The organism is Actinomadura sp. NPDC048394 (genome assembly GCF_040651755.1).
GTDB classification, from domain to species: domain Bacteria; phylum Actinomycetota; class Actinomycetes; order Streptosporangiales; family Streptosporangiaceae; genus Spirillospora; species Spirillospora montaniterrae.
This window is the reverse complement of record NZ_JBEZJL010000038.1, coordinates 26,530-45,479: the sequence shown is the minus strand read 5'-3', so window position 1 is coordinate 45,479 and position 18,950 is coordinate 26,530. Positions and strand designations below refer to the sequence as shown.

The following is an 18,950-nucleotide window of genomic DNA, read 5'->3' as shown; positions in this document are numbered from 1 at the left end:
GTCGTTTGGACAACAATTCGATACTTCGGCATTATCGAAGTATCGTGCCCGCCTCATGAGAGGAGCCCGTGTTGAGCGCAGCCGAAGGCGCGTCCGGATCACCCGGACCCGCCGCCCGGACGACCCGTGCGGTCCTGCTCGCCGTGACCTGCCTGGGGCAGTTCATGGTCCTGCTGGACAGCACGATCGTCGGCGCGGCGCTGCCCGACATGCAGCAGCGGCTGCACACCCATCTGAGCGGCCTGCAATGGATCGTCGACGCCTACGTACTGCTGGTCGCCATGCTCCTGCTGTCCGGCGGCGTCTTCGCCGACCGCTTCGGGCGCAAGCGCGTGTTCCTGGCCGGCGTCGCGGTGTTCACCGTCGCGTCCGTGCTGTGCGCCGCCGCCCCGTCGATCGGGTGGCTGATCGCCGGACGGGTGGCCCAGGGCGTCGGGGCCGCGGCGCTGAGCCCCGCCTCGCTGGCCCTGATCGCCGCCGCCCATCCCGTCCCGCAGGACCGCGTCAAGGCCATCGGGCTGTGGGCCGGCTTCAGCGGGATCGGCCTGGCCGCCGGACCACTGGCCGGCGGCATCCTCGCGGACACGTTCGGCTGGCCCGCCATCTTCCTGGTCAACGGACCCGTCGGCGCCGTCCTGCTGCTGGCCGGGACCCGCGTCCTGCACGAGTCCCGCAACCCCGGGGCCCCCGCGATCGACGTCCCCGGGACGGCTCTTTCCATCCTGGGCGTGGGGGCGCTGACCTACGGGCTGATCGAGGGCGGTTCCCGCGGCTGGACGTCGCCGGTGATCCTGGTCAGCTTCGCCGCCGCGGTGGCCGTCCTCGCCGCCTTCGCCGCCGTGGAGGCGCGCGTCCCCGCCCCGATGCTGCCGCTGCGCCTGTTCCGGCAGCGGCTGTTCACCGTGTCCAACACGGCGATGATCGTGGTGGGTTTCGCGCTGATGGGCTCGTCCTTCTTCTCCCAGTTCTTCGTGTACGTCCAGGGCAGCTCGGTCCTGTGCGCCGGCCTGCAGACCCTGCCCGCCTCCCTCGCCATGGTGGTCGTCAGCCCGTTCGCGGGCCGGTTCGCCGCCCGGTACGGCTTCCGGATCGTGGTCACCGCCGGCCTGGCCCTCGCCGGGGCCGGGCTGCTGACGCTGGGTCTCGTGCACGCCGGCACCGGATACGGGAACGTGTGGTGGCGGCTGGCGGTCGTCGGCACCGGCTTCGCGCTGACGATGTCGCCGCTGACGGGCGCCGCCATCCAGGCGGTCAGCCCGCAGGAGGGCGGCCTCGCCTCCGGCATCAGCAGCACCACCCGCCAGATCGGCGCGGTCCTCGGCGTCGCGGTGCTCGGCGCCGTCGTCCGTACCCGCCAGGCGGGCGGCGCGTCCTTCGAGAGCGGGCTCGGCAGCGCGTTCCTCACGGCGGGCGCCGTCACGCTGGCCGGCGCCGTGTTCACCGGCCTCTGGCTGGCACGGTCCAAGCCGTCGCCTACGAGCGGACCTTCCCGATCACCCACTGGAGCGCGAGGAGTGCCAGAGCGGCGATGAGCGCGGCCCGCCCGTTCCCCGTGGCGATGCCCGCGCCGAGCACCACGGCCGCGACGGTGGGCAGGAGCTTGAAGCCGAACATCGGTGCCTCCTGGAGACGTCGTGCGGCGCACCCGCCGCCGCCCGCGGATCCCATTCTTCTCAACGGTGTTCCGGGCGGTAATCGCCGCCGTGGTGAGAACCCGCGGCCCGGGGGGCGGCGCGGCGGGTTCAGTACCGGTTCGTCGCGGCGTCGACGGCGAGGTCCGCGTCGATCTGCTCGGCGGACAGGTCCTTGAGTCCCATGTGGTCCTTGGCGATGCGGCCGAGCGTGGGAAGGCTCTCGCGGTCCGGCCACGTGCCGGGATCCCACAGGGCCGAGCGCAGGAACGCCTTCGCGCAGTGCATGTACAGCTCTTCGACGTCGACGAGCAGCGCCAGGCGCGGCCGCTTGCCCTGGACCACCATGTCGTCGAAGAACGGCGCGTCCGACACGAGCGTCGCCCGCCCGTTCACCCGCAGCGTCTCGTTCATCCCCGGCACGAGGAACAGCAGCCCGACCCGCGGGTTGCGCAGCACGTTCCGGAAGCTGTCGGCGCGGTGGTTGCCGGGACGGTCGGCGAGCGCCAGCCGGTGCGCGTCCAGCACCAGCACCGAGCCGGCGGGGTCGCCGCGCGGCGAGACGTCGCAGGCCCCCTCCTCGTCCGAGGTCGCCAGCAGCACGAACGGCGAGTGCGCGATGATCGTGCGCGCGTGCTCGTCGATCCGGCCGATGTCCTTGTCCCAGATGGGCCGCGGCGGATCGGGGACGATCGCGCGCAGCTCGGCCTCGGTCGTCACCGTCCGGATCTCAGCAGGATGCACCGCTCGACTATAAGGTAAGGCTCACCAAACATGCACGGCCCGGCGTCCGAGGTAGCGCAGGAACCGGGTCTCCGCGGACGCGTCCGGCTCGACGGGCAGCGCGGGTGCGTAGTGCTCGGGGGAACGGTGCTCGCCGACGGTGCGCCTGGCGGCGTCCAGCCCGGCGCTCCAGACCTCGTCCGGGCAGTCGAAGGCCGCGCCGGTGGCCTGCCGGATGTCCCAGCCGTGGGCCAGCAGATCGAACAGGTTGATCCCGGCGGCGAGCTCGGCGGGGAAGGTCCCGAAGGGCAGATGGCACTGCCGGCGCGGATCGGCGCCGCGCCAGGCGGCGAGGGCCTCGGCGGCGGCATCGTCGAAGGCCGCGCGGTGATCGTCCCCGCTGAGGCCCTGCTCCGGCGTGCGCGGCCGGTCGGTCGCTCCGGCGGCGAACGCGGCGAACTTCCTCGTGACCGCGATCGAGTGGCCGATGACGTCGGCGACGTCCCAGCCCGGGTTCGGGGTGGCGAGCGCGAGGTCGGCCGCCGTGAGCCGGCCCATCAGTGCGCGCCAGGCCTCCAAGGTGATGCCCAGTGATCGCAGGATCGGCCGATCGTCCACCCGCACAACGCTATCGCCGTCGACGGCCCGCGACTCGCCCTTCCTAACGCCGCCGCGTCAGGTGCGGGACGCGGTTCGGAAGGGGACGACCGGGTAGCCGCCGGCGGTCGTTCCCGTCGTGAGGACGCGGCCGTCCGCGGGCCCCGGGGTGTCCAGGCCGTGGGTGGCGGTGGTCACCAGTACCCGGTGCGGCGGCACGAGCGAGAGGCCCACACTGGTGGGCTGGCTCGCGGGAAGCCGGAACACCGTCAGCAGGTCACCGGACGGGGCGTAGCGGTGCACGGCGGACGCTCCCCAGACCGCCGACCACACGCATCCCTCTGTGTCGACGGCCATGCCGTCCGGGGAGCCGTCCGGTACGCGCGCGAACACCTCCCGCTCCCCCAGCTCGCCGGAGGACGGGTCGACGGGGACGCGGTAGATGACGCCATAGGCGCTGTCGGCGAGGTACATGGTCCGGCCGTCGGGGGTGAAGGCGGGGCCGTTGGGGATGGTCAGGCCGTCCATGCCGGTGTGGACGGTGCCGTCGTGGTCCACCCGGTAGAGGGAGCCTGCGGCGGGCGTGCCGTCGTAGGCCATCGAGCCCGCCCAGAAACGTCCGGACGGATCGGTCGTGCCGTCGTTCATGCGCATGGGCGTGGCGGCGCCGTCCTCCGGGCGCGCCAGCCAGTCGACGGTGCCGTCACCGTTCAGGAGGGCGATGCCGGTGTCGGCGGCGGCGATCCACGCGTCCGAGTCCTGGACCGGGGCGACGGCGCCCAGGGGGAACGGCACCGAGACGAGGAGCGTGGCGGGCTCCAGGCGGTAAAGGTTTCCGGCCAGGAGGTCGACGGCGACGAAGCCGCCGGGCGTGGCGCGCAGCCCTTCGCCGAGTTCCCACGGGCCGGTGTTCTCTAGGACGGTCCAGGTCATCGCAGCGCGGCTCCTTCGGGAAGGCCGATGAGGTCGAGTTCGTCGCGGCGGGGCAAGCCCTCCCAGTCGCCGCGCGTCAGCACCGCGAAGGCGCCGACGGTGTGGGCGCGGCGCAGGCGGGCCTCGACGTCCAGGCCGTCCAGGAGGCCGGACAGGTAACCGGCGACGAAACCGTCACCGGCACCGATCGAGTCGACGGGGGTGACGCGATGGGCGGGCACGGCGCGCGTACCGTCCGCGGTGTAGGAGCGGGCCTCGTCGCCGTCCTTGACGACGACCTCGGTGGCGCCGCCGTCCAGCAGCCGTGCGGCGATGCTTTCCGGTGGACCGGAACCGAGCAGGGTCAGCTCGTCGGGGGACGCGATGACGTGGTCGGCGCCGGCGGCGAGCGGGGCGAGCGCCTCGGCGGCCGCCTCCCGGCTCCACAGCCGCGGCCGGTGGTTGAGGTCGAGGCTGATCCGCGCGTTCCGGGACCGGGCGAGGCGGCACAGCGCGGTCACGGCGTCCCGGCAGGACGCGCCGAGCGCCGGGGTGATCCCGGTGACGTGCACGATCCGCGGCTCGAACGGCAGCGCCTCCACGTCGTCCGGGCAGAGCCGGGATCCGGCGGAGCCGGCCCGCAGGTACTGGACGCGGGTGACGTCCGGCAGCCGCTGCTCGAACATGATGACGCCGGTGGGCGCGGTGCCGTCGCGGCGGACGGCCGAGACGTCGACGCCCTCAGCGCGCAATGTGCGGGTGACGAGGTGCCCAGCCTCGTCGGACCCGACGCGTCCAGCCCAGGCGGCGGTGTGGCCGAGCCGGCTCAGGCCGATCGCGACGTTGCTCTCGGCCCCGGCGATGCTCGTGGTGAAGCCGGAGCCGAGCCGCACCGGGCCCGCGGCGCGCAGCGCCATCATCGCCTCCCCTGCGGTGAGGACGTCCACCCGGGTCACGCGGGCCCGCCCGGCGCGGCCGTTACGGCGAGGAACGCGCGGGCGCGGCGGCGCAGTCCGGCGAGGTCGCCGCCGCGCGGCGCGTCCCCGCACAGCGGCGAGCCGACGCCGACCGCGACGGCGCCGCGCCGCAGGTACTCGGCGGCCTCCGCCTCCCCCACGCCGCCGACCGGGACGAACGGGACGTCCGGGAACGGGTCGCGCAGCGCGGTGAGGTAGCCGGGGCCGTGCGCGCTCGCCGGGAACAGCTTGACGGCGGTCGCGCCGGCGGCGACGGCCGCGGCCACCTCGGTCGGGGTGAGCGCCCCGGCGAGGACGGGGAGGCCGAGCCGCAGCGCCTCGTCGACGCCCGCGCCGAGCGCCGGCGTGACGGCGTACTCGGCGCCCGCGTCGCGGGCGCGGCGCGCGTCGTCCGCGGTCAGCACGGTGCCCGCGCCGATCCGCGCGGCGCCCGCGGTCTCGCCCGCGACCTCCTCGATGACGTCCAGGGCGCCGGTGCCGCTCAGCGACACCTCGATCAGCGTGACGCCCTCCTCCGCGAGGGTCAGGACGGTGCGGGCGGCCGCCGCCGGATCCGGGCCCCGGACGATGGCGACCAGCCGGCGCCGCTCCAGCTCCTCCGCGATCGTGCCCGCCGTGCCCGCCGTGTTCGCCGTGTTCGCCATGTTCGCCGTGTTCGCCGTGTTCGCCGTGTTCGCCGTGTTCGCCGTGTTCACCATTCCGCGTGCCCTCCGTCCGGGTGCCGCCAGACCGGCGGGCGCCACCGGTGCCCGGTCCGGTCGGCGCGGCGCACCTCGTCCTCGTCGATCTCTATGCCCAGGCCCGGCGCGTCCCAGCGTTCGATCGAGCCGTCCACGAACGCGAACGGTGCCCGGTCGGCCAGGTAGTCGAGCACCTCGGCGCCGTGGTTGTAGTGGATGCCGATGCTCTGCTCCTGGATCAGGAAGTTCGGCGTCGCGAACGCCACCTGCAGGCTCGCGGCGAGCGACAGCGGGCCGAGGGGGCAGTGCGGGGCGAACAGCGCCCCGTACACCTCGGCCAGCGACGCGATCCGCCGCACCTCGGAGATCCCGCCGGCGTGCGACAGGTCGGGCTGGACGACCGCGACGCCGGCCTGCAGCGCGGGCAGGAACTCGGCGCGGGAGAACAGCCGCTCGCCGCACGCGATCGGGGTGGTGGTGGACGCGACGACGTCGGCGAGCCGGTGCGTGTGCTCCGGAAGCACCGGCTCCTCCACGAACAGCGGACGGTACGGCTCCAGCAGGGGGATCAGCCGCCGCGCGGCGGGCACGGTGATGCGGCCGTGGAAGTCGATGGCGAAGTCCGCCTCGTCCCCGATCGCCTCCCGGACGGTCGCTGCCCGCCGCACGATCGCGTCGATCTGCGCGGGCGGCGGCAGCGCCGCGGCCCGCCCGGAGGCGTTGATCTTCACGGCGGTCAGCCCGGCGGCGATCTGCGCGGCGGCCTCGTCGCCCACCTCGCCGGGCTCGTCGCCGCCGATCCAGCCGTACACCCGGACGCGGTCGCGGACCGCGCCGCCGAGCAGCTGGTGCACCGGGACGCCGAGCGAGCGGCCGAGGATGTCCCACAGCGCCTGGTCGAGCCCGGCGACCGCGCTCGACAGCACCGGGCCGCCCCGGTAGAACGCCGCCTTGGTCATGGTCTGCCAGAGGTCCTCGACGCGGCGCGGGTCGGCGCCGAGCAGCAGGTCCGCCAGCTCGTGCACGGCGGCGCGGACCGTGTCGGCCCGGCCCTCCACGACCGGCTCGCCCCAGCCGACGAGCCCGTCGTCGGTCTCGACCCGGCAGAACAGCCAGCGCGGCGGGACGAGGAACGTCTCCACTCTCGTGATCTTCATGCGGATCCCTTGGTGATGCTCCAGCCCCCGTCCACCGGCAGCGAGACGCCGGTGACGAAGGAGGCGTCCGGGCCGGCGAGGAACGCGATCGCCGCCGCGACCTCCTCCGGGCGGCCGAGGCGTCCCGCCGCGGTCTCGGCGGCGCTGCGCCGCCGGTCGGCCTCGCCGATCCCGTCCCACTGCGCGGTGAGGACCGGGCCGGGCAGCACCGCGTTCACCCGGACGCCCGGCCCGTACTCGGCGGCGAGCTGCCGGGTCAGCCCGGTCAGCCCGGCCTTGGCGGCGGCGTACGCCGGTCGTCCCGGCAGCCCGAACGCGGCGTGCACGGACGACACGATCACCACGGAGGCGCGGTCGCTGGCGCGCAGGTCGGCGAGGGTCGCGCGGACGCCGAGGAACGTCCCGGTGAGCGTGACGTCGAGCTGCCCCCGCCAGGATTCGAGGGTGATCTCGTCGGCCGCGCCCGGCTCGTAGCGCAGGGCGTTCGACACCAGGACGTCCACCGGGCCGAGTTCTGCGCGGCAGGCGGCGACGGCGCGGTCCCAGTCGGCGGGGTCGCTCACGTCGCACCGCAGGCCGAGGACGGCCGCGCCGCTCGCGGACAGCTCGGCGGCCATGTCGTCCACCTGCGCGGACACGTCGAGCAGCGCGACCGCGTACCCGTCGGCGGCGAGCCGGCGGGCGGTGGCCGCGCCGATTCCCTGCGCAGCGCCGGTGACGACGGCGACGGGTCGATTCGCAGTCACGGCGTCTCCCCTCCCTCGCCGGCCCGTTCCACCGTCACGCGGATGCCGAGCGCGGTGGACGCGCCGGGCGCGAGCGTCTCCCACGGGCCGAGCGCCTCGCACTCGACGATCCGGGCGGGCGGCGCCAGCCCGCCGAGGTGCTCCAGCGGACGGTCGAGGGGATGCTCCATCCACACCTCGGCGCGCGAGCCGCCGTCGGGGTAGGGGGCGTCGTCGTGGACGTCGAACTTCATGGTCAGGCGGTGCCCGGCCCGCGTGTAGGCCAGCCGTCCGGCGGCGTGGGGGAAGCCGAGCTTGCCGACGGCGTCCTGCGCCGGGACCTCGACGGTGTCCGGGCGCGGACGCGTCCAGCCGGGCGCGGCCGTGCCGATCGCGAGCTCCACCGGTTCGTGGAAGCCCGGCCCCACAGTGACATGGACCGTTCCACCACCGGGGTACTGAGCGACGTTCCACACCGCCCACCGCACCGGCGCGGCCGACGCGTTGACGGCAGAAACACGCAGGTCGTAGCAGCTTTCCCCGGCGCGCAGCCGGATCTCGCGGCGCAGCCGCAGCCCGGTGCGCGGATCGTGCTCGCTCTCCAACACCAACGCCGCGTCCTCGGAGCCCGTGTGCGTCTCACACGTGTACGGGCCCGAGTCGAGCACCGGGTCGGGCGGCCCGGCCCACTCCCCCGCCGACGACCAGCCCTGCGGCGCGGGCCAGGTCTTGTCGCCGCCGTAGTTGTGCCAGTTCGCCATCGGCCCCGAGGTCCGTTCCGGCCGGTGCCCGCCGATGGGATGCAGCCGGTCGTCCAGCAGCGCCGGGTTGCGCCACAGCAGTTCCTCGCCGTCGTTGACGAGGCTCAGCAGCCGACCGCCCAGCGCCGGGACGACCCCGAGCCGCAGCGTTCCGTTGCCGAGCCACACCACCTCGTACGGGCCGGACGCGTCGGTCTCGACGCGCACGGCTTCTTCCACACCGGCCGTCACTGCGCCGCGTCCGGAACGAGCACGACCTTGCCCTTGCTCGTGCCGGCGGCCAGCGCGTACGCCTCGTCCGCCCGCGACAGCGGGAAGACGTCGCTGACGGCCTTCTCCGGCCGCAGCCCCCAGCCGACGAGGTTGCGCGCCAGCTCGCTCATCGCCGGCAGCGACGTCACCCAGGACGCGTGGATCGTGAGCTGCTTGTGCAGCAGCGTGTCCGACACCTCGGTGCACAGGTCGCCGCCCTCGCCGACCAGCGAGACGTGGCCCCACTCGGCGGCCGCCTCCAGGGCGAGGCTCCGGCCGGGGCGCGTCCCCGAGCAGTCGATCGTCACGCCCGCGCCGCCGCGTCCGGTGAGGTCGGCGACCGCTTCGGCGGCGCCGTCGCCCGCGGGCAGGGCCGCGTCGAACACGCCGAGCGTCCCGGCCCAGTCGCGGCGCGCCTCGGACGGCTCGACGCCGATCACCTTCCGGGCGCCCATCCCGCGTCCGATCATCCCGGCGGCGAGCCCGACCGGGCCGAGCCCGACCACCAGCAGGTCGGTGTCGCCGCTGACCCCGGTGCGGCGCAGGCCCTCGTAGGCGGTGCCGAACCCGCAGGCGATCAGCGCGCCGTCCACGTAGGACAGCTCGTCCGGCAGCGGCACGCACGTCCGCTCCTCGGCGAGCAGGTACGGGGCGTGCCCGCCGTCGCGCTGCCATCCATAGGACTCGCGGCCGGAGTCGCAGCTGATGTAGTGGCCGCGACGGCAGTTGTCGCAGAGCCCGCAGCCCACGATGTGGTACACGATCACCCGGTCGCCCACCCCGAAGCGCCGCACGCCCGGCCCGGCCGCCACGATCCGGCCGGACGGCTCGTGCCCCGCGATCACTCCCCGGTAGGCGGGGCCGTCCACGCCGCGGTAGCCCTTGTAGCCGCGGTAGATGTAGCCGATGTCGCTGCCGCAGATCCCGGACGCGCCGACCTCGATCAGCACCTGCCCGTGCCCGGGCTCCGGTACGTCGGACTCGCGCAGCACCGCCGTCGAGTCCCCCGGCAGGAACACGCCCTCCATCCGCGCGGGCGTCCCCTCGGCCCCCGCGGGCCACGTCGTCGAAGTCACGGTCACCACCGCCCCCTCTCAGGCCGCCGCGCCGGCGCGTCCGCGCCGCGCGACCACCACGTTGATCAGTACCGCGCCGACGATGATCACGCCGCGCACCACGTTCTGCAGGAAGGAGTCCACCCCGAGCAGCACCAGCCCGTTGCCGATCACGGTGATGAACACGACGCCGAGCAGGGTGCCGAGCATCCCGCCGCGGCCCCCGGACAGCGCCGTCCCGCCGATCACGACGGCCGCGATCACGTCGAACTCCAGGCCGGACGCCGCGCCGCCGCTGCCGGAGCCGAGCCGGGCCGCCAGCAGGATCCCGGTGATCGCCGACAGCAGCCCCGTCGTGGCGAACAGCAGCACCCGGATCCGGGTGAGGTTGATGCCCGCGAGCCGCGCCGCGCCCGCGTTGCCGCCGATCGTGTAGACCGACCGCCCGTACGCGGTGAACCGGGCGATGTAGGCGAACACCCCGAACAGCACCAGCATCACGATCGCCGACGTCGGGATCCCCGCGACGTCCCCGCCGAGCACGTCGAACACGCCGCTGCCGGGCAGCGTCACCGGCAGCGCGTCGGTGAGGTACAGCCCGAGGCCGCCGAGGATGCTCCACAGGCCGAGCGTCGTGATGAAGGACGGCACGTCGAACACCGCGCGCAGCCAGCCCGCGATCGCGCCCCACACCACGCCGAGCAGCAGGGTCACCACGATCGCGCCGCCGACGCCGAGGCCCCACTCGGTGGCGCCCTTGGCGACCAGCACCGAGGAGAACGCCGTCGCCGGGCCGATGCTGATGTCGATCTCCCCGGCGATGATGACCAGCGTGACGCCCCACGCGGCGATGCCGACGGTCGCGGCGTCCCGCAGGATGCCGAGCTGGTTGTGCACCGACAGGAACCCCGCGGCCGACGCGCCGAGCGCCACGTACAGCGCGACGATCGCGACCAGCAGGCCGATCTCGTTCAGCTGGTGCGACCGGCCGTTCAGCAGGCGGCCCGCCACGCCCGCGATGCGCGTCCCGCCGGGCGGCGGGACGGTCCGAGTGGTGGTCATGGTCTCTCCTCGTCTCTCAGGGCGGGTTGCTCAGGCCGCCATCGCGGCGGACAGCACGGCGTCGACGGTCACCTCGTCGCCGGTGAACTCGGCGGCGACCGTCCCGCCGCGCAGCGCGATGACGCGGTCGCACACCAGCGGCAGCTCCTCCAGCTCGCCGGACACGAACAGCACGGCGGCCCCCCGGTCGGCCAGCTCCCTGACCAGCCGGTAGATGCCCTCCTTGGCCTCCACGTCCACGCCGCGGGTCGGCTCGTCGAGCAGCAGGATCCGGCTGCCCGCGTGCAGCCACCGGCCGATCACGGCCTTCTGCTGGTTGCCGCCGCTCAGCGCGGCGATCGGGGTGCGGGCGGACGCGGTCGCGATCGACAGCCGCTCGATCAGCCCGCGCGCGGCCCGGTCGACCTTCGCCGGCAGCACCGACGTGCCGCTGCTCACCGCCCCGAAGTCCGACATCACCATGTTCTCCCCGACGCCGAGCAGCGGGACGATCGCCTCGCTCTTGCGGTCCTCCGGCGTCAGCCCGACGCCGCGGCGCTTCATCCCGGCCGCGGTCACCCGCGGCACCTCCCGGCCGTCCACCCGGACGGTCCCGGCGGCGGCCGGCTCGAACCCGGCGATCGCGCGCAGGATCTCGGTGCGGCCCGACCCCATCAGCCCGGCCAGCCCGAGGATCTCGCCCGGGTACAGGTCGAACGACACGTCGGCGACCTTCGGCGGGACGCTCAGCCCCGACACCGACAGCAGCGGCGTGGCGCCGCGGTCGACGGCACGGGCCTGCGGGCGGACCGCCGCCTCGTACGCCGAGCCGAGCATCATCGCGACGGCGTCCTCGGTGGACGTGGTCGCCATGTCGACGGTCCCGACGACCTCGCCGTTCCGCATGATCGTCGCGGTGCGGGCGATCCGCCGGATCTCGTCCAGCCGGTGGCTGACGTAGATGACCGCGACGCCGCTCTCGGCGATGCGCCGGACCGCCTCCAGGACGGTCTCGACCTCCGCCGCGGCGAGCGCGCTGGTCGGCTCGTCCAGGATCAGCAGCCGCGGCTCGCGGCGCACCGCCCGGCAGATCTCCACGAGCTGCTGCTCGGCCAGCGGCAGCGCGCCGACCTGCGCGTCCGGCGCGATGTCCAGGCCGAGCCGGTCGAAGATCTCGCGGGCCGCGCGGCGCATCGCGGGATGGTCGACCCGGCCCGCCGCCGACCGCGGCCACCCGCCGAGGAACAGGTTCTCCGCCGCCGTCATCCCCGGCACCAGGCTGAGCTCCTGGTGGACGGTCCGCACGCCGAGCTCGTTCGCGCGCCGGACGCCGCCGTCGCCGAGCGGGGCGCCGCCGATCTCGACGGCGCCGGCGTCGGCGCGCTCGACCCCGGACAGCACCTTGATCAGGGTGGACTTCCCGGCGCCGTTGCGGCCGAGGAGCGCGCGGACCTCGCCCGCCGCGATCTCCAGGTCCGCCCCGGTCAGCGCCCGGACGCCCGGGTAGTGCTTGGTGACGCCGGCGACGCGTACCAGCGGACTGCTCATGCCGCTCCTCTTCTCGGGGTTACGGGATGCCATCGGAGTGCTCCTGAAGCCAGCGCGTCCCGTCCTTGGCGCCGAGGTAGCGGTCGATCGGCGCGGGGACGACGAACCGGTCGCTCGGCCGGCCCGCCAGCACGTCCCGCGCGGCCTGGCCGGCGAGCCGCCCGACCTTGATGCCGGAGATGTCGGCGACGCCCTTCAGGACCCGTCCGTCCTGCAGCTTCTTGGCGGCCTCGACCGACATGTCGCCGCCGAACACGGCGGTCCCGCCGGTCTTCCCGCGCGCCTCGACGGCCTTGACCGCGCCCAGCATCTGCGACCCGGCCTCGCCGTAGAACGCGTCGATGTCGGGATGGGCGGTGAGCAGCTGCTCGCCCCGCTCGACCGCCTCGTCCAGCGCGAGGCCCTGCTGGTTCGCCACGATCTTCGCGCCGGGCACCTTCGCCTTCAGCGCCTTCTCGAAGCCCTGCCGGCGCTGGATGCAGACCTCGAACTGCTCGCAGTTGATCACGCCGACCTTCGGGGCGCGCTTGCCGGCGGCCAGGAAGTAGGCGGCCATCTGCTCGCCGCTGACCCGGCCGAACTCGGCGGGATCGCCGAGGACGAACGACTGCACGTACTTGCGCGCCTGCGCGTCCTCGATGCAGGTGTTGTAGCAGATCACTGGCACGCCGCTCTCCTTGGCGAGGCGCAGCGCCGGGATCGACGCCGTCGCCGACGCCGGGGACACGATGAGCGCGTCGACCTTCGCCGAGCTCATCGTGTTGATGAACGAGCTCTCCTTGGCCGGGTCGGACTGGATGTTGGTCTGGACGAGCTGCGGATCGTCGGCCCCGTGGCCGAGCGTCGAGCGCAGCCCGCGCTCCACGCCCGCGTAGTAGCCCTCGGCGTTCAGGTAGACGACGCCGATGCGCCCGTGCTCGCCCACCCTGCCGCAGGCCGCGGTGACCGCCAGGACCGCCACGACGGCCATGAGCACGGCCGCCAGACGGCGCTTGGCATGCTTCATCGACGCACTCCTCGTTCCGGCAACCTGCTGACCTTGTCTAACGTCCCCGCCCCGGCGCTGTCAATATTAATTCATAATTTATGGTTACTCTGTGAGGGCTAGGGTACTCGACGGACGAGCGAAGGAGGGGGCCTCCCGTGGTGCGCTACTCGGAGCGCGGCCTGCACGGCCAGACGGTGCAGGAGATCGCGCGCCGCATCCTGGGCGGGGAGCTGGAGCCCGGCGACACCATCGACGTGGCCGCGCTGGGCGACGAGCTGGACGTCAGCCTGACCGCGCTGCGCGAGGCGCTGAAGGTGCTGGCGGCGAAGGGCCTGGTCGCCTCGCGGCAGAAGCGCGGCACGTTCGTGCGGCCCCGCTCCGACTGGAGCCTCCTCGACCCCGACGTGATCCGCTGGCAGTTCGCCAACCGCGACGACCAGGCGTTCCTGCAGAACCTGGCCGAGGTGCGCGGCATCATCGAGCCCCAGGCGGCCCGCTACGCCGCCCTGCGCCACACCGCCGACGACCTCGCCGCCCTCGACGACGCCCTCGCCGCCATGAAGGCCGCCGACGGCGACCTCGCCCACGCCGTCCAGGCCGACCTCGACTTCCACCGGGCCCTGCTCACCGCGACCCACAACGAGCTGCTGGAGCGGATGGAGGTCGTGATCGAGGTCGGCCTCGCCGAACGCGACCGCCTCGTGCACGGCGTCCGACCCCACGACGACCCGGTCCCGAGCCACCGCGCCGTCCTCGACGCCGTCCGCGACGCCGACCCGGACCGCGCGGAACAGGCCATGCACGACCTCCTCTCCAAGGCGGCGCACGACCTCAACACCCTCACCACCGACTAACAGCGCCCCCCTCAAAAAGGCACCTGAGGCCGAGAAGCGTCCCGTCACGAATGCGACACCTCACTTTGATCGCGGTGGCCGCGAGCGGCCTGCTCGCCCTGGGCGCCTGCAAGGCGGACCCCTCGCCGTCGGCGGCCGTTTCGCCGATATCGAGCCCGGCGGATTCCGGGTCCCCGGCGGCATCCGCACCGGCGACGTCAAAAGCGCCGAGCGTGAAGAAGACGGTCACCGTGACCCGGAAGATTCCCTTCGGGACCAGGAAGGTGCGCGACCCGTCCCTCGCCAGTGGAACCACCAAGGTGAAGAGGCGCGGCGTCACGGGAATCAAGACGCTCACCTATCAGGTGACCCTCGTCAACGGCGTGCAGACCGGGAAGAAACTGATCCGCGAGGAGATCACCAAGGCGCCGGTCGAGCGGATAATCGCCGTCGGGGCCAAGCGGGCGTCACGCTGCGACTCGAACTACAGCGGCGCGTGCGTGCCCATCGCCAGCGACGTCGACTGCGCCGGCGGCAGCGGCGACGGGCCCGCCTACGTCCAGGGCCCCGTCCGCGTGGTCGGCAGCGACATCTACGACCTGGACCGCGACGGCGACGGCATCGGCTGCGACAGTTGACGTTGTTCGGCCGAGACGCGTCGTGAGGTCGGTTTTTCATCCGCGCGGGCTACATTTCGAGCTGTAGCCAAAACTGCACGGAAATGGTTCGGGCGCGATCTTCTGATCTGTTTTCGGGCGGCGTCTGATTTCTCGTTTCCCGCTCAGCGGGAAGCGGCGGTGCTGGGGCGGGCGGCCCCTCTTACGTTGTGACGCACCTCACCGTCCGCCAATGGCGCGAACAACGCGCCCAGGCAATCGCGATAGCGCAGCGGCTCCCGATGTCCGGCGCCGAGCCCGCCCCCCTCTCGGCCGATTCGATCACCACCCCTGCTTCGGGAGGACGCCCGTGTCCACTTCTCCCCCCACCGACGCCGCGATCCCCGCGGAGTCCGGTGCCGCCACCGGCCGCCTCGACGGCGCCTCGCGGGTGCGGATCTTCTCCGTCCTCGCGGTCATCGTGCTGTTCACCGAGGTCGCGCCGCTCCAGTACACGATGATCTCCGCCGCGCTGCGGCAGATCGCGCCGGCGTTCCCCACCGTGGGCGCCAACCTGAACTGGGCGATCATCATCTTCGGACTGATCGGCGCCGCCGCGTCCCCGCTCATCGGCAAGATGAGCGACATCTGGGGCAAGAAGCGCATGTTCCTGGTGTGCGGCATGCTGTTCATGGCGGGCTGCGCGATCTGCGCGGTCACCGGCTCCTGGACCTGGTTCCTGATCGGCCGCGGCCTGCAGGCCATGGCCATCGCCACCGCCGTCATCGCCTACGGCCTGATCCGCGACCTGCTGCCGCGGCGGTACGTGCCGATCGGCATCGGCGTTGCGTCCACCGGCCTGGGCTTCTCGGCGCTGCTCGCGCCGATCGTCGGCGGCTGGATGGTCGACAACTTCAGCTGGCGGGCGATCTTCTGGTTCCTGTTCGGCTACACCGCCGTGCTGTTCCCGCTGGTCCTGGCGGTCGTGCCGGAGTCGCGGCTGCGGGTGCGCGAGCGCCTCGACGTCGTCGGCGCCGTCCTGCTCGCCGGCGGCGCCGGGCTCGTCCTGCTCTACCTCGACAAGGGGCAGGACTGGGGCTGGGGCCGCCCGAGCGCGTGGGGCTGGGCGGTCGCCGGGCTGGCGCTGGTCGTGCTGTTCGTCGTCATCGAGTCCCGCTCCCGGCAGCCGATCATGGACCTGCGGCTGCTGTTCGCGCCGCGGGTCAGCATGGTGCTGTTCGTGGCGCTGTTCGCCTCGTTCGCGATCGGTTTCCAGAACTACGCGATGGGCTACATGACGCAGAGCCCGGACGCGGAGACGCTGAAATCCACCATCGTGCAATCCACTCTCCAGTCCGTCCAGCAGAAGACCGGGCAGCCGCTTCCGGCGAGCGCCGTCCAGGTGGCCCTGGACCCGGGCTACTCCTACGGAAACGGTTTCTCGCTGCTGGAATACGCCTGGCACATCGCCATCTGGAACGCGGTGCTGGGAATGGTCTTCGGCGCGCTCGCCGGGATCTGGGCACGGCGCTCCGGCCCCAGGCGCCCGCTGCTCCTGGCCGCCGCCGTGATGGCCGCGTGCGGCGTCACCTACGCGTTCCTGCCGCACACGTGGGTGGTGTTCACCCTGGTCAGCGCCGCGTTCGGGATCGGCTTCGGCGCCTACTACGCTTCGACGCCCAACCTCATCATCGAGGCCGTCCCGCAGGAGCAGCAGGGCGTCAGCGCGGGCATGCTCGGCATCATGCAGAGCATGGGCGTGGCGATCGGCCTGGCCGTGGCCACCGCGTTCCTCAACGCCGATCCCGTCAAGGCCTCGGTGTCGGTGGGCGGACGGCCGCCGGTCGTCCAGGAGATCCCGCAGGTGTTCGCCGACCGCGGTTACGAGATCGGTTTCCTGTTCGCGGCCGGTGCCTCGCTCATCGCGCTGATCGGCGCGCTCATCATGCGCCATGGCCGCGCCCCCGCCACCGGCGGCACGGCCCACTGACGCACGTCCAGCCCCGCCGGAGCCCTCTTCCGGCGGGGCTGCCCCGCGCCCGCGCGTCGGCGGAGCGGGCTTCAGCAGACCACGCTCGCCGCCGTCCAGGTCACCTCCACGCTCAACCAGCTCAAGTCGGAGGCTCCGCAGGGCCCCGGAGTTCGGCAGCCCTCAGGCCTTGCCGCGCGGCGGGTTCCGTCATTGGCGGACGTACTCACGGCATCGGCGACCAGGGCACACGCGCGGAACGACCTTTTCCGGAGCTATTGACCGATCGATCGATCGATAGGTATCGTCTGCGGAAACAGTACGATCGACCGATCGATCGACTGATGTCCGGGTGGCGCATCGAGGAGGCCGGATGAGCGGGAACGCCGACGGATCGGCGCGGGGGCGGCGCGGCCGCCGGGCCGCGGACGACGCGCCCGCGAGCGTCCGGCTCTCGCAGGCGGCGCTGGAGCTGTTCTCGCGCAAGGGATTCCACGCGACCGGGATCCGCGAGATCGGCGCGCACGCCGGCGTGAGCACCTCGATGCTCTACCACTACCTGAGCTCCAAGGACGAGGCGCTGACCGACCTCGTGCTGGAGGGGCTCAGCAGGCACGGCCAGGCGCTGGAGAACGCCTGCGCGATCGTCGACCGACCGGAGGAGCAGCTCGCCGCCCTGATCGGCGTCCACATCATCATTCCCGTCAAGCATCCGCAGATGGGCCAGTTGCTGCAGCAGGAACTGCATGCGCGCGACTGGTCCGACCATCCGGCGATCAGCCGCCAGCGCGCGCTCACGAACCGGTTGTGGACCGGTGTCCTGACCCGCGGGCAGGCGGAGGACGTCTTCACCTTCGGGTCGGCGTCGCTGGCGCGGATCGCGCTGATGCGCTCGACCACGCTGGTCACCCAGTGGTTCAAGGACGGCGGCGCGCTCGGCCTGGACGCGGTCACCGCCCAGTTCGCCGACCTCGCCCTCGGAACCGTCCGCGCCCACCGGGACGGCCGGCCGCTGCGCTTCGACGACCTCGAAGCCCCGTCCGTCGCCCGGCTCGTCGAGGTGGTCGAGGACGCCCACCGCGACGTCTGGTGGTGACCGTCCGCTAGGGCGGCCCGCACCCGCCGGGCACAGCCCATTTCCCTCACCCGCACCACGACGCGGCGCATCCTGCGCGCGCCGTCCTGCCCGCATGCCGTGACGGCGGTGACGTCCGCGGCTTGAGCACCCCACCCCACGCACTCCTTCGCGCCCTGCGCGGCGTCGTGTCACCAAGGAGGTACCCGGATGTTCGCTGACACCGGGAGAAGCCGTCCGCCCACCCCCATCCGCCCGCCGAGGTTCCGTGCGCGGACCCTCGGCGCGGCCACCGCCGCCCTGCTGCTTCCGCTCACCGCGTGCGGGACGAGCGAGGCCGGCGGCGACGACTCGACCATCAAGATCGGCTACATCGCGCCGCTGTCGGGGACCGCCGCGCTCTACGCGGGCGGCTTCACCGGCGGCGTCGAGAGCGCCGTCGACGTCCACGCGAAGTCCGGCGGCCGGAAACTCGTCCTGAAGAAGGGCGACGACGCCAGCGACCCGGCGACCTCCACGCAGGTCTGCCAGCGCTTCGTCAACCAGGACCACGTGGACCTGATCGTGGCGGGGCAGCCCGCCGCCAACGCCCAGGCGTGCCGGGCCGTCGCCGCCGCACGGAAGATCCCGTACGTCTCGTTCGCCACGGGCGCGACCGAGTTCTGCTTCCCGAACATGTGGAACTACGGCCCGTCGCCCAAGCAGGCCGCCCTTCCCCTCATCGAGTACCTGCTCGCGCACGGGTCGAAGCGGTTCTACCTGATGGGCACCGACTCGGCCTCGCCGAAGGCGACCTTCGCCATCGTGAAGTCGCAGGTCGAGGCCGCCGGCGGCACGGTCGTCGGCACCGGCTACGAGCCGCTCGGCACCTCGGACTTCTCGCCGGACATCTCCAAGATCGTCTCGTCCGGCGCCGACACCGTGTTCAGCGCCGCCGTCGCGGGCGACAACATCACCTACCACAAGCAGTTCGCCGCGAACGCGGGCACGAAGAAGCTGATCCAGGGCGACATGCAGATGGTCACCAAGACCGCCCGGGCGCTCGGTTCCGCGGCGGCGGGCGTCGTCTACGCAGGTCCCTACGACCCGTCCGCGCAGAACGCCGCCAACACCGCCTACATCGCGGCGCTCAAGGCGGCGGCTCCGAAGGTGAACCCGGGCGACGCCATCCTCAGCTACCAGGGCATGACGCTGGTGGACAAGGCGCTCGACGGCCTGCCCAAGGGCGCGAAGCCGACGTCGGCGGCCATCGGGAAGGCCCTGTCGTCGGCGACCGCGGACACGCCGAGCGGCACGGTGACGGCCGGCGCGAACCGCTACGTGACGATGCCGATGCGGATCTGGAAGGTCGGCGCGGACGGCACCGCCTCGTCGGTCCTGCAGACCGTGCCGTCCGCGGACCCGTCCGTCGGGTGCCGGCAGTGAGCGGG

At 73.2% G+C, this 18,950-nt stretch carries 19 protein-coding genes; 6 read left to right on the top strand and 13 right to left on the bottom strand.

The features are described 5' to 3' along the window. The first annotated feature begins 71 nt into the window (after nt 1–71). Nucleotides 72–1,532 (top strand): MFS transporter, encoded by a 1,461-nt coding sequence (locus tag AB0C78_RS26970; protein WP_360752832.1) that lies wholly within the window; start codon nt 72–74, stop codon nt 1,530–1,532. Here the strand turns inward: AB0C78_RS26970 and AB0C78_RS26965 are convergent. The 13 genes from AB0C78_RS26965 to AB0C78_RS26905 all read right to left on the bottom strand — a co-directional run bounded on the left by AB0C78_RS26965 (nt 1,474) and on the right by AB0C78_RS26905 (nt 13,065). After that, nucleotides 1,474–1,614, bottom strand: coding sequence for a hypothetical protein (locus AB0C78_RS26965; RefSeq protein ID WP_360752829.1), 141 nt, complete (start codon nt 1,612–1,614; stop codon nt 1,474–1,476). The genes AB0C78_RS26970 and AB0C78_RS26965 overlap by 59 nt on opposite strands. 128 nt (nt 1,615–1,742) lie before the next feature. Continuing rightward, nucleotides 1,743–2,375, bottom strand: a complete 633-nt coding sequence (locus AB0C78_RS26960; RefSeq protein ID WP_360752826.1) for a pyridoxamine 5'-phosphate oxidase family protein — start codon at nt 2,373–2,375, stop codon at nt 1,743–1,745. Nucleotides 2,376–2,396: 21 nt separating this feature from the next. Beyond that, nucleotides 2,397–2,972 carry a TIGR03086 family metal-binding protein gene (locus tag AB0C78_RS26955; protein ID WP_360752824.1) on the bottom strand — a complete coding sequence of 192 codons (576 nt, stop codon included), beginning with the start codon at nt 2,970–2,972 and terminating at the stop codon, nt 2,397–2,399. A gap of 57 nt (nt 2,973–3,029) precedes the next feature. Further along, nucleotides 3,030–3,884, bottom strand: coding sequence for an SMP-30/gluconolactonase/LRE family protein (locus AB0C78_RS26950; RefSeq protein WP_360752821.1), 855 nt, complete (start codon nt 3,882–3,884; stop codon nt 3,030–3,032). After that, nucleotides 3,881–4,819 carry a sugar kinase gene (locus AB0C78_RS26945; protein ID WP_360752818.1) on the bottom strand — a complete coding sequence of 313 codons (939 nt, stop codon included), beginning with the start codon at nt 4,817–4,819 and terminating at the stop codon, nt 3,881–3,883. Before AB0C78_RS26945 ends, AB0C78_RS26950 begins: the two co-directional genes overlap by 4 nt. Continuing rightward, on the bottom strand, nt 4,816–5,538 hold the full coding sequence (locus AB0C78_RS26940) for a bifunctional 4-hydroxy-2-oxoglutarate aldolase/2-dehydro-3-deoxy-phosphogluconate aldolase (protein ID WP_360752815.1): 723 nt from the start codon (nt 5,536–5,538) through the stop codon (nt 4,816–4,818). The genes AB0C78_RS26945 and AB0C78_RS26940 overlap by 4 nt, the downstream gene beginning before the upstream one ends. Beyond that, the gene (gene dgoD, locus AB0C78_RS26935) at nt 5,532–6,677 is read right to left on the bottom strand and encodes a galactonate dehydratase (RefSeq protein WP_360752813.1); all 1,146 of its coding nucleotides are present in this window, start codon (nt 6,675–6,677) and stop codon (nt 5,532–5,534) included. Before dgoD ends, AB0C78_RS26940 begins: the two co-directional genes overlap by 7 nt. Further along, nucleotides 6,674–7,423 carry an SDR family NAD(P)-dependent oxidoreductase gene (locus AB0C78_RS26930; protein WP_360752810.1) on the bottom strand — a complete coding sequence of 250 codons (750 nt, stop codon included), beginning with the start codon at nt 7,421–7,423 and terminating at the stop codon, nt 6,674–6,676. Before AB0C78_RS26930 ends, dgoD begins: the two co-directional genes overlap by 4 nt. Next, nucleotides 7,420–8,370 carry a DUF4380 domain-containing protein gene (locus AB0C78_RS26925; protein ID WP_360752808.1) on the bottom strand — a complete coding sequence of 317 codons (951 nt, stop codon included), beginning with the start codon at nt 8,368–8,370 and terminating at the stop codon, nt 7,420–7,422. Before AB0C78_RS26925 ends, AB0C78_RS26930 begins: the two co-directional genes overlap by 4 nt. Nucleotides 8,371–8,390: 20 nt before the next feature. Next, entirely contained in the window at nt 8,391–9,497 is a 1,107-nt protein-coding gene (locus AB0C78_RS26920) for a zinc-binding dehydrogenase (RefSeq protein ID WP_360752805.1), read from the bottom strand. A 12-nt stretch (nt 9,498–9,509) separates the two neighbouring features. After that, complete coding sequence (locus tag AB0C78_RS26915) at nt 9,510–10,532, bottom strand: ABC transporter permease (protein WP_360752802.1); 1,023 nt, start codon at nt 10,530–10,532, stop codon at nt 9,510–9,512. A gap of 30 nt (nt 10,533–10,562) precedes the next feature. Beyond that, nucleotides 10,563–12,059 (bottom strand): sugar ABC transporter ATP-binding protein, encoded by a 1,497-nt coding sequence (locus AB0C78_RS26910; RefSeq protein ID WP_360752799.1) that lies wholly within the window; start codon nt 12,057–12,059, stop codon nt 10,563–10,565. A 19-nt stretch (nt 12,060–12,078) separates the two neighbouring features. Next, complete coding sequence (locus tag AB0C78_RS26905; RefSeq protein WP_360752796.1) at nt 12,079–13,065, bottom strand: substrate-binding domain-containing protein; 987 nt, start codon at nt 13,063–13,065, stop codon at nt 12,079–12,081. Between the two features lie 137 nt (nt 13,066–13,202). Here AB0C78_RS26905 and AB0C78_RS26900 point away from each other — a divergent pair, with 137 nt between their 5' ends. The 5 genes from AB0C78_RS26900 to AB0C78_RS26880 all read left to right on the top strand — a co-directional run bounded on the left by AB0C78_RS26900 (nt 13,203) and on the right by AB0C78_RS26880 (nt 18,945). Further along, complete coding sequence (locus AB0C78_RS26900; protein ID WP_360752793.1) at nt 13,203–13,901, top strand: FadR/GntR family transcriptional regulator; 699 nt, start codon at nt 13,203–13,205, stop codon at nt 13,899–13,901. Nucleotides 13,902–13,951: 50 nt separating this feature from the next. Next, nucleotides 13,952–14,518 (top strand): G5 domain-containing protein, encoded by a 567-nt coding sequence (locus AB0C78_RS26895; RefSeq protein ID WP_360752790.1) that lies wholly within the window; start codon nt 13,952–13,954, stop codon nt 14,516–14,518. Between the two features lie 328 nt (nt 14,519–14,846). Beyond that, nucleotides 14,847–16,466 carry an MFS transporter gene (locus AB0C78_RS26890; RefSeq protein WP_360752787.1) on the top strand — a complete coding sequence of 540 codons (1,620 nt, stop codon included), beginning with the start codon at nt 14,847–14,849 and terminating at the stop codon, nt 16,464–16,466. Between the two features lie 352 nt (nt 16,467–16,818). After that, the gene (locus tag AB0C78_RS26885) at nt 16,819–17,541 is read left to right on the top strand and encodes a TetR/AcrR family transcriptional regulator (RefSeq protein WP_151538748.1); all 723 of its coding nucleotides are present in this window, start codon (nt 16,819–16,821) and stop codon (nt 17,539–17,541) included. Between the two features lie 189 nt (nt 17,542–17,730). Then, entirely contained in the window at nt 17,731–18,945 is a 1,215-nt protein-coding gene (locus tag AB0C78_RS26880) for an ABC transporter substrate-binding protein (RefSeq protein WP_360752784.1), read from the top strand. The last annotated feature ends 5 nt before the right edge of the window (nt 18,946–18,950 follow it).

Excerpts from the sequence above, each read along its gene's own strand:
- AB0C78_RS26965 (WP_360752829.1), bottom strand. The coding sequence starts at position 1,614 with ATGTTCGGCTTCAAGCTCCTGCCCACCGTCGCGGCCGTGGTGCTCGGC.
- AB0C78_RS26950 (WP_360752821.1), bottom strand. The coding sequence starts at position 3,884 with ATGACCTGGACCGTCCTAGAGAACACCGGCCCGTGGGAACTCGGCGAA.
- AB0C78_RS26940 (WP_360752815.1), bottom strand. The coding sequence starts at position 5,538 with ATGGTGAACACGGCGAACACGGCGAACACGGCGAACACGGCGAACACG.
- dgoD (WP_360752813.1), bottom strand. The coding sequence starts at position 6,677 with ATGAAGATCACGAGAGTGGAGACGTTCCTCGTCCCGCCGCGCTGGCTG.
- AB0C78_RS26915 (WP_360752802.1), bottom strand. The coding sequence starts at position 10,532 with ATGACCACCACTCGGACCGTCCCGCCGCCCGGCGGGACGCGCATCGCG.
- AB0C78_RS26910 (WP_360752799.1), bottom strand. The coding sequence starts at position 12,059 with ATGAGCAGTCCGCTGGTACGCGTCGCCGGCGTCACCAAGCACTACCCG.
- AB0C78_RS26905 (WP_360752796.1), bottom strand. The coding sequence starts at position 13,065 with ATGAAGCATGCCAAGCGCCGTCTGGCGGCCGTGCTCATGGCCGTCGTG.
- AB0C78_RS26895 (WP_360752790.1), top strand. The coding sequence starts at position 13,952 with ATGCGACACCTCACTTTGATCGCGGTGGCCGCGAGCGGCCTGCTCGCC.
- AB0C78_RS26885 (WP_151538748.1), top strand. The coding sequence starts at position 16,819 with ATGAGCGGGAACGCCGACGGATCGGCGCGGGGGCGGCGCGGCCGCCGG.
- AB0C78_RS26880 (WP_360752784.1), top strand. The coding sequence starts at position 17,731 with ATGTTCGCTGACACCGGGAGAAGCCGTCCGCCCACCCCCATCCGCCCG.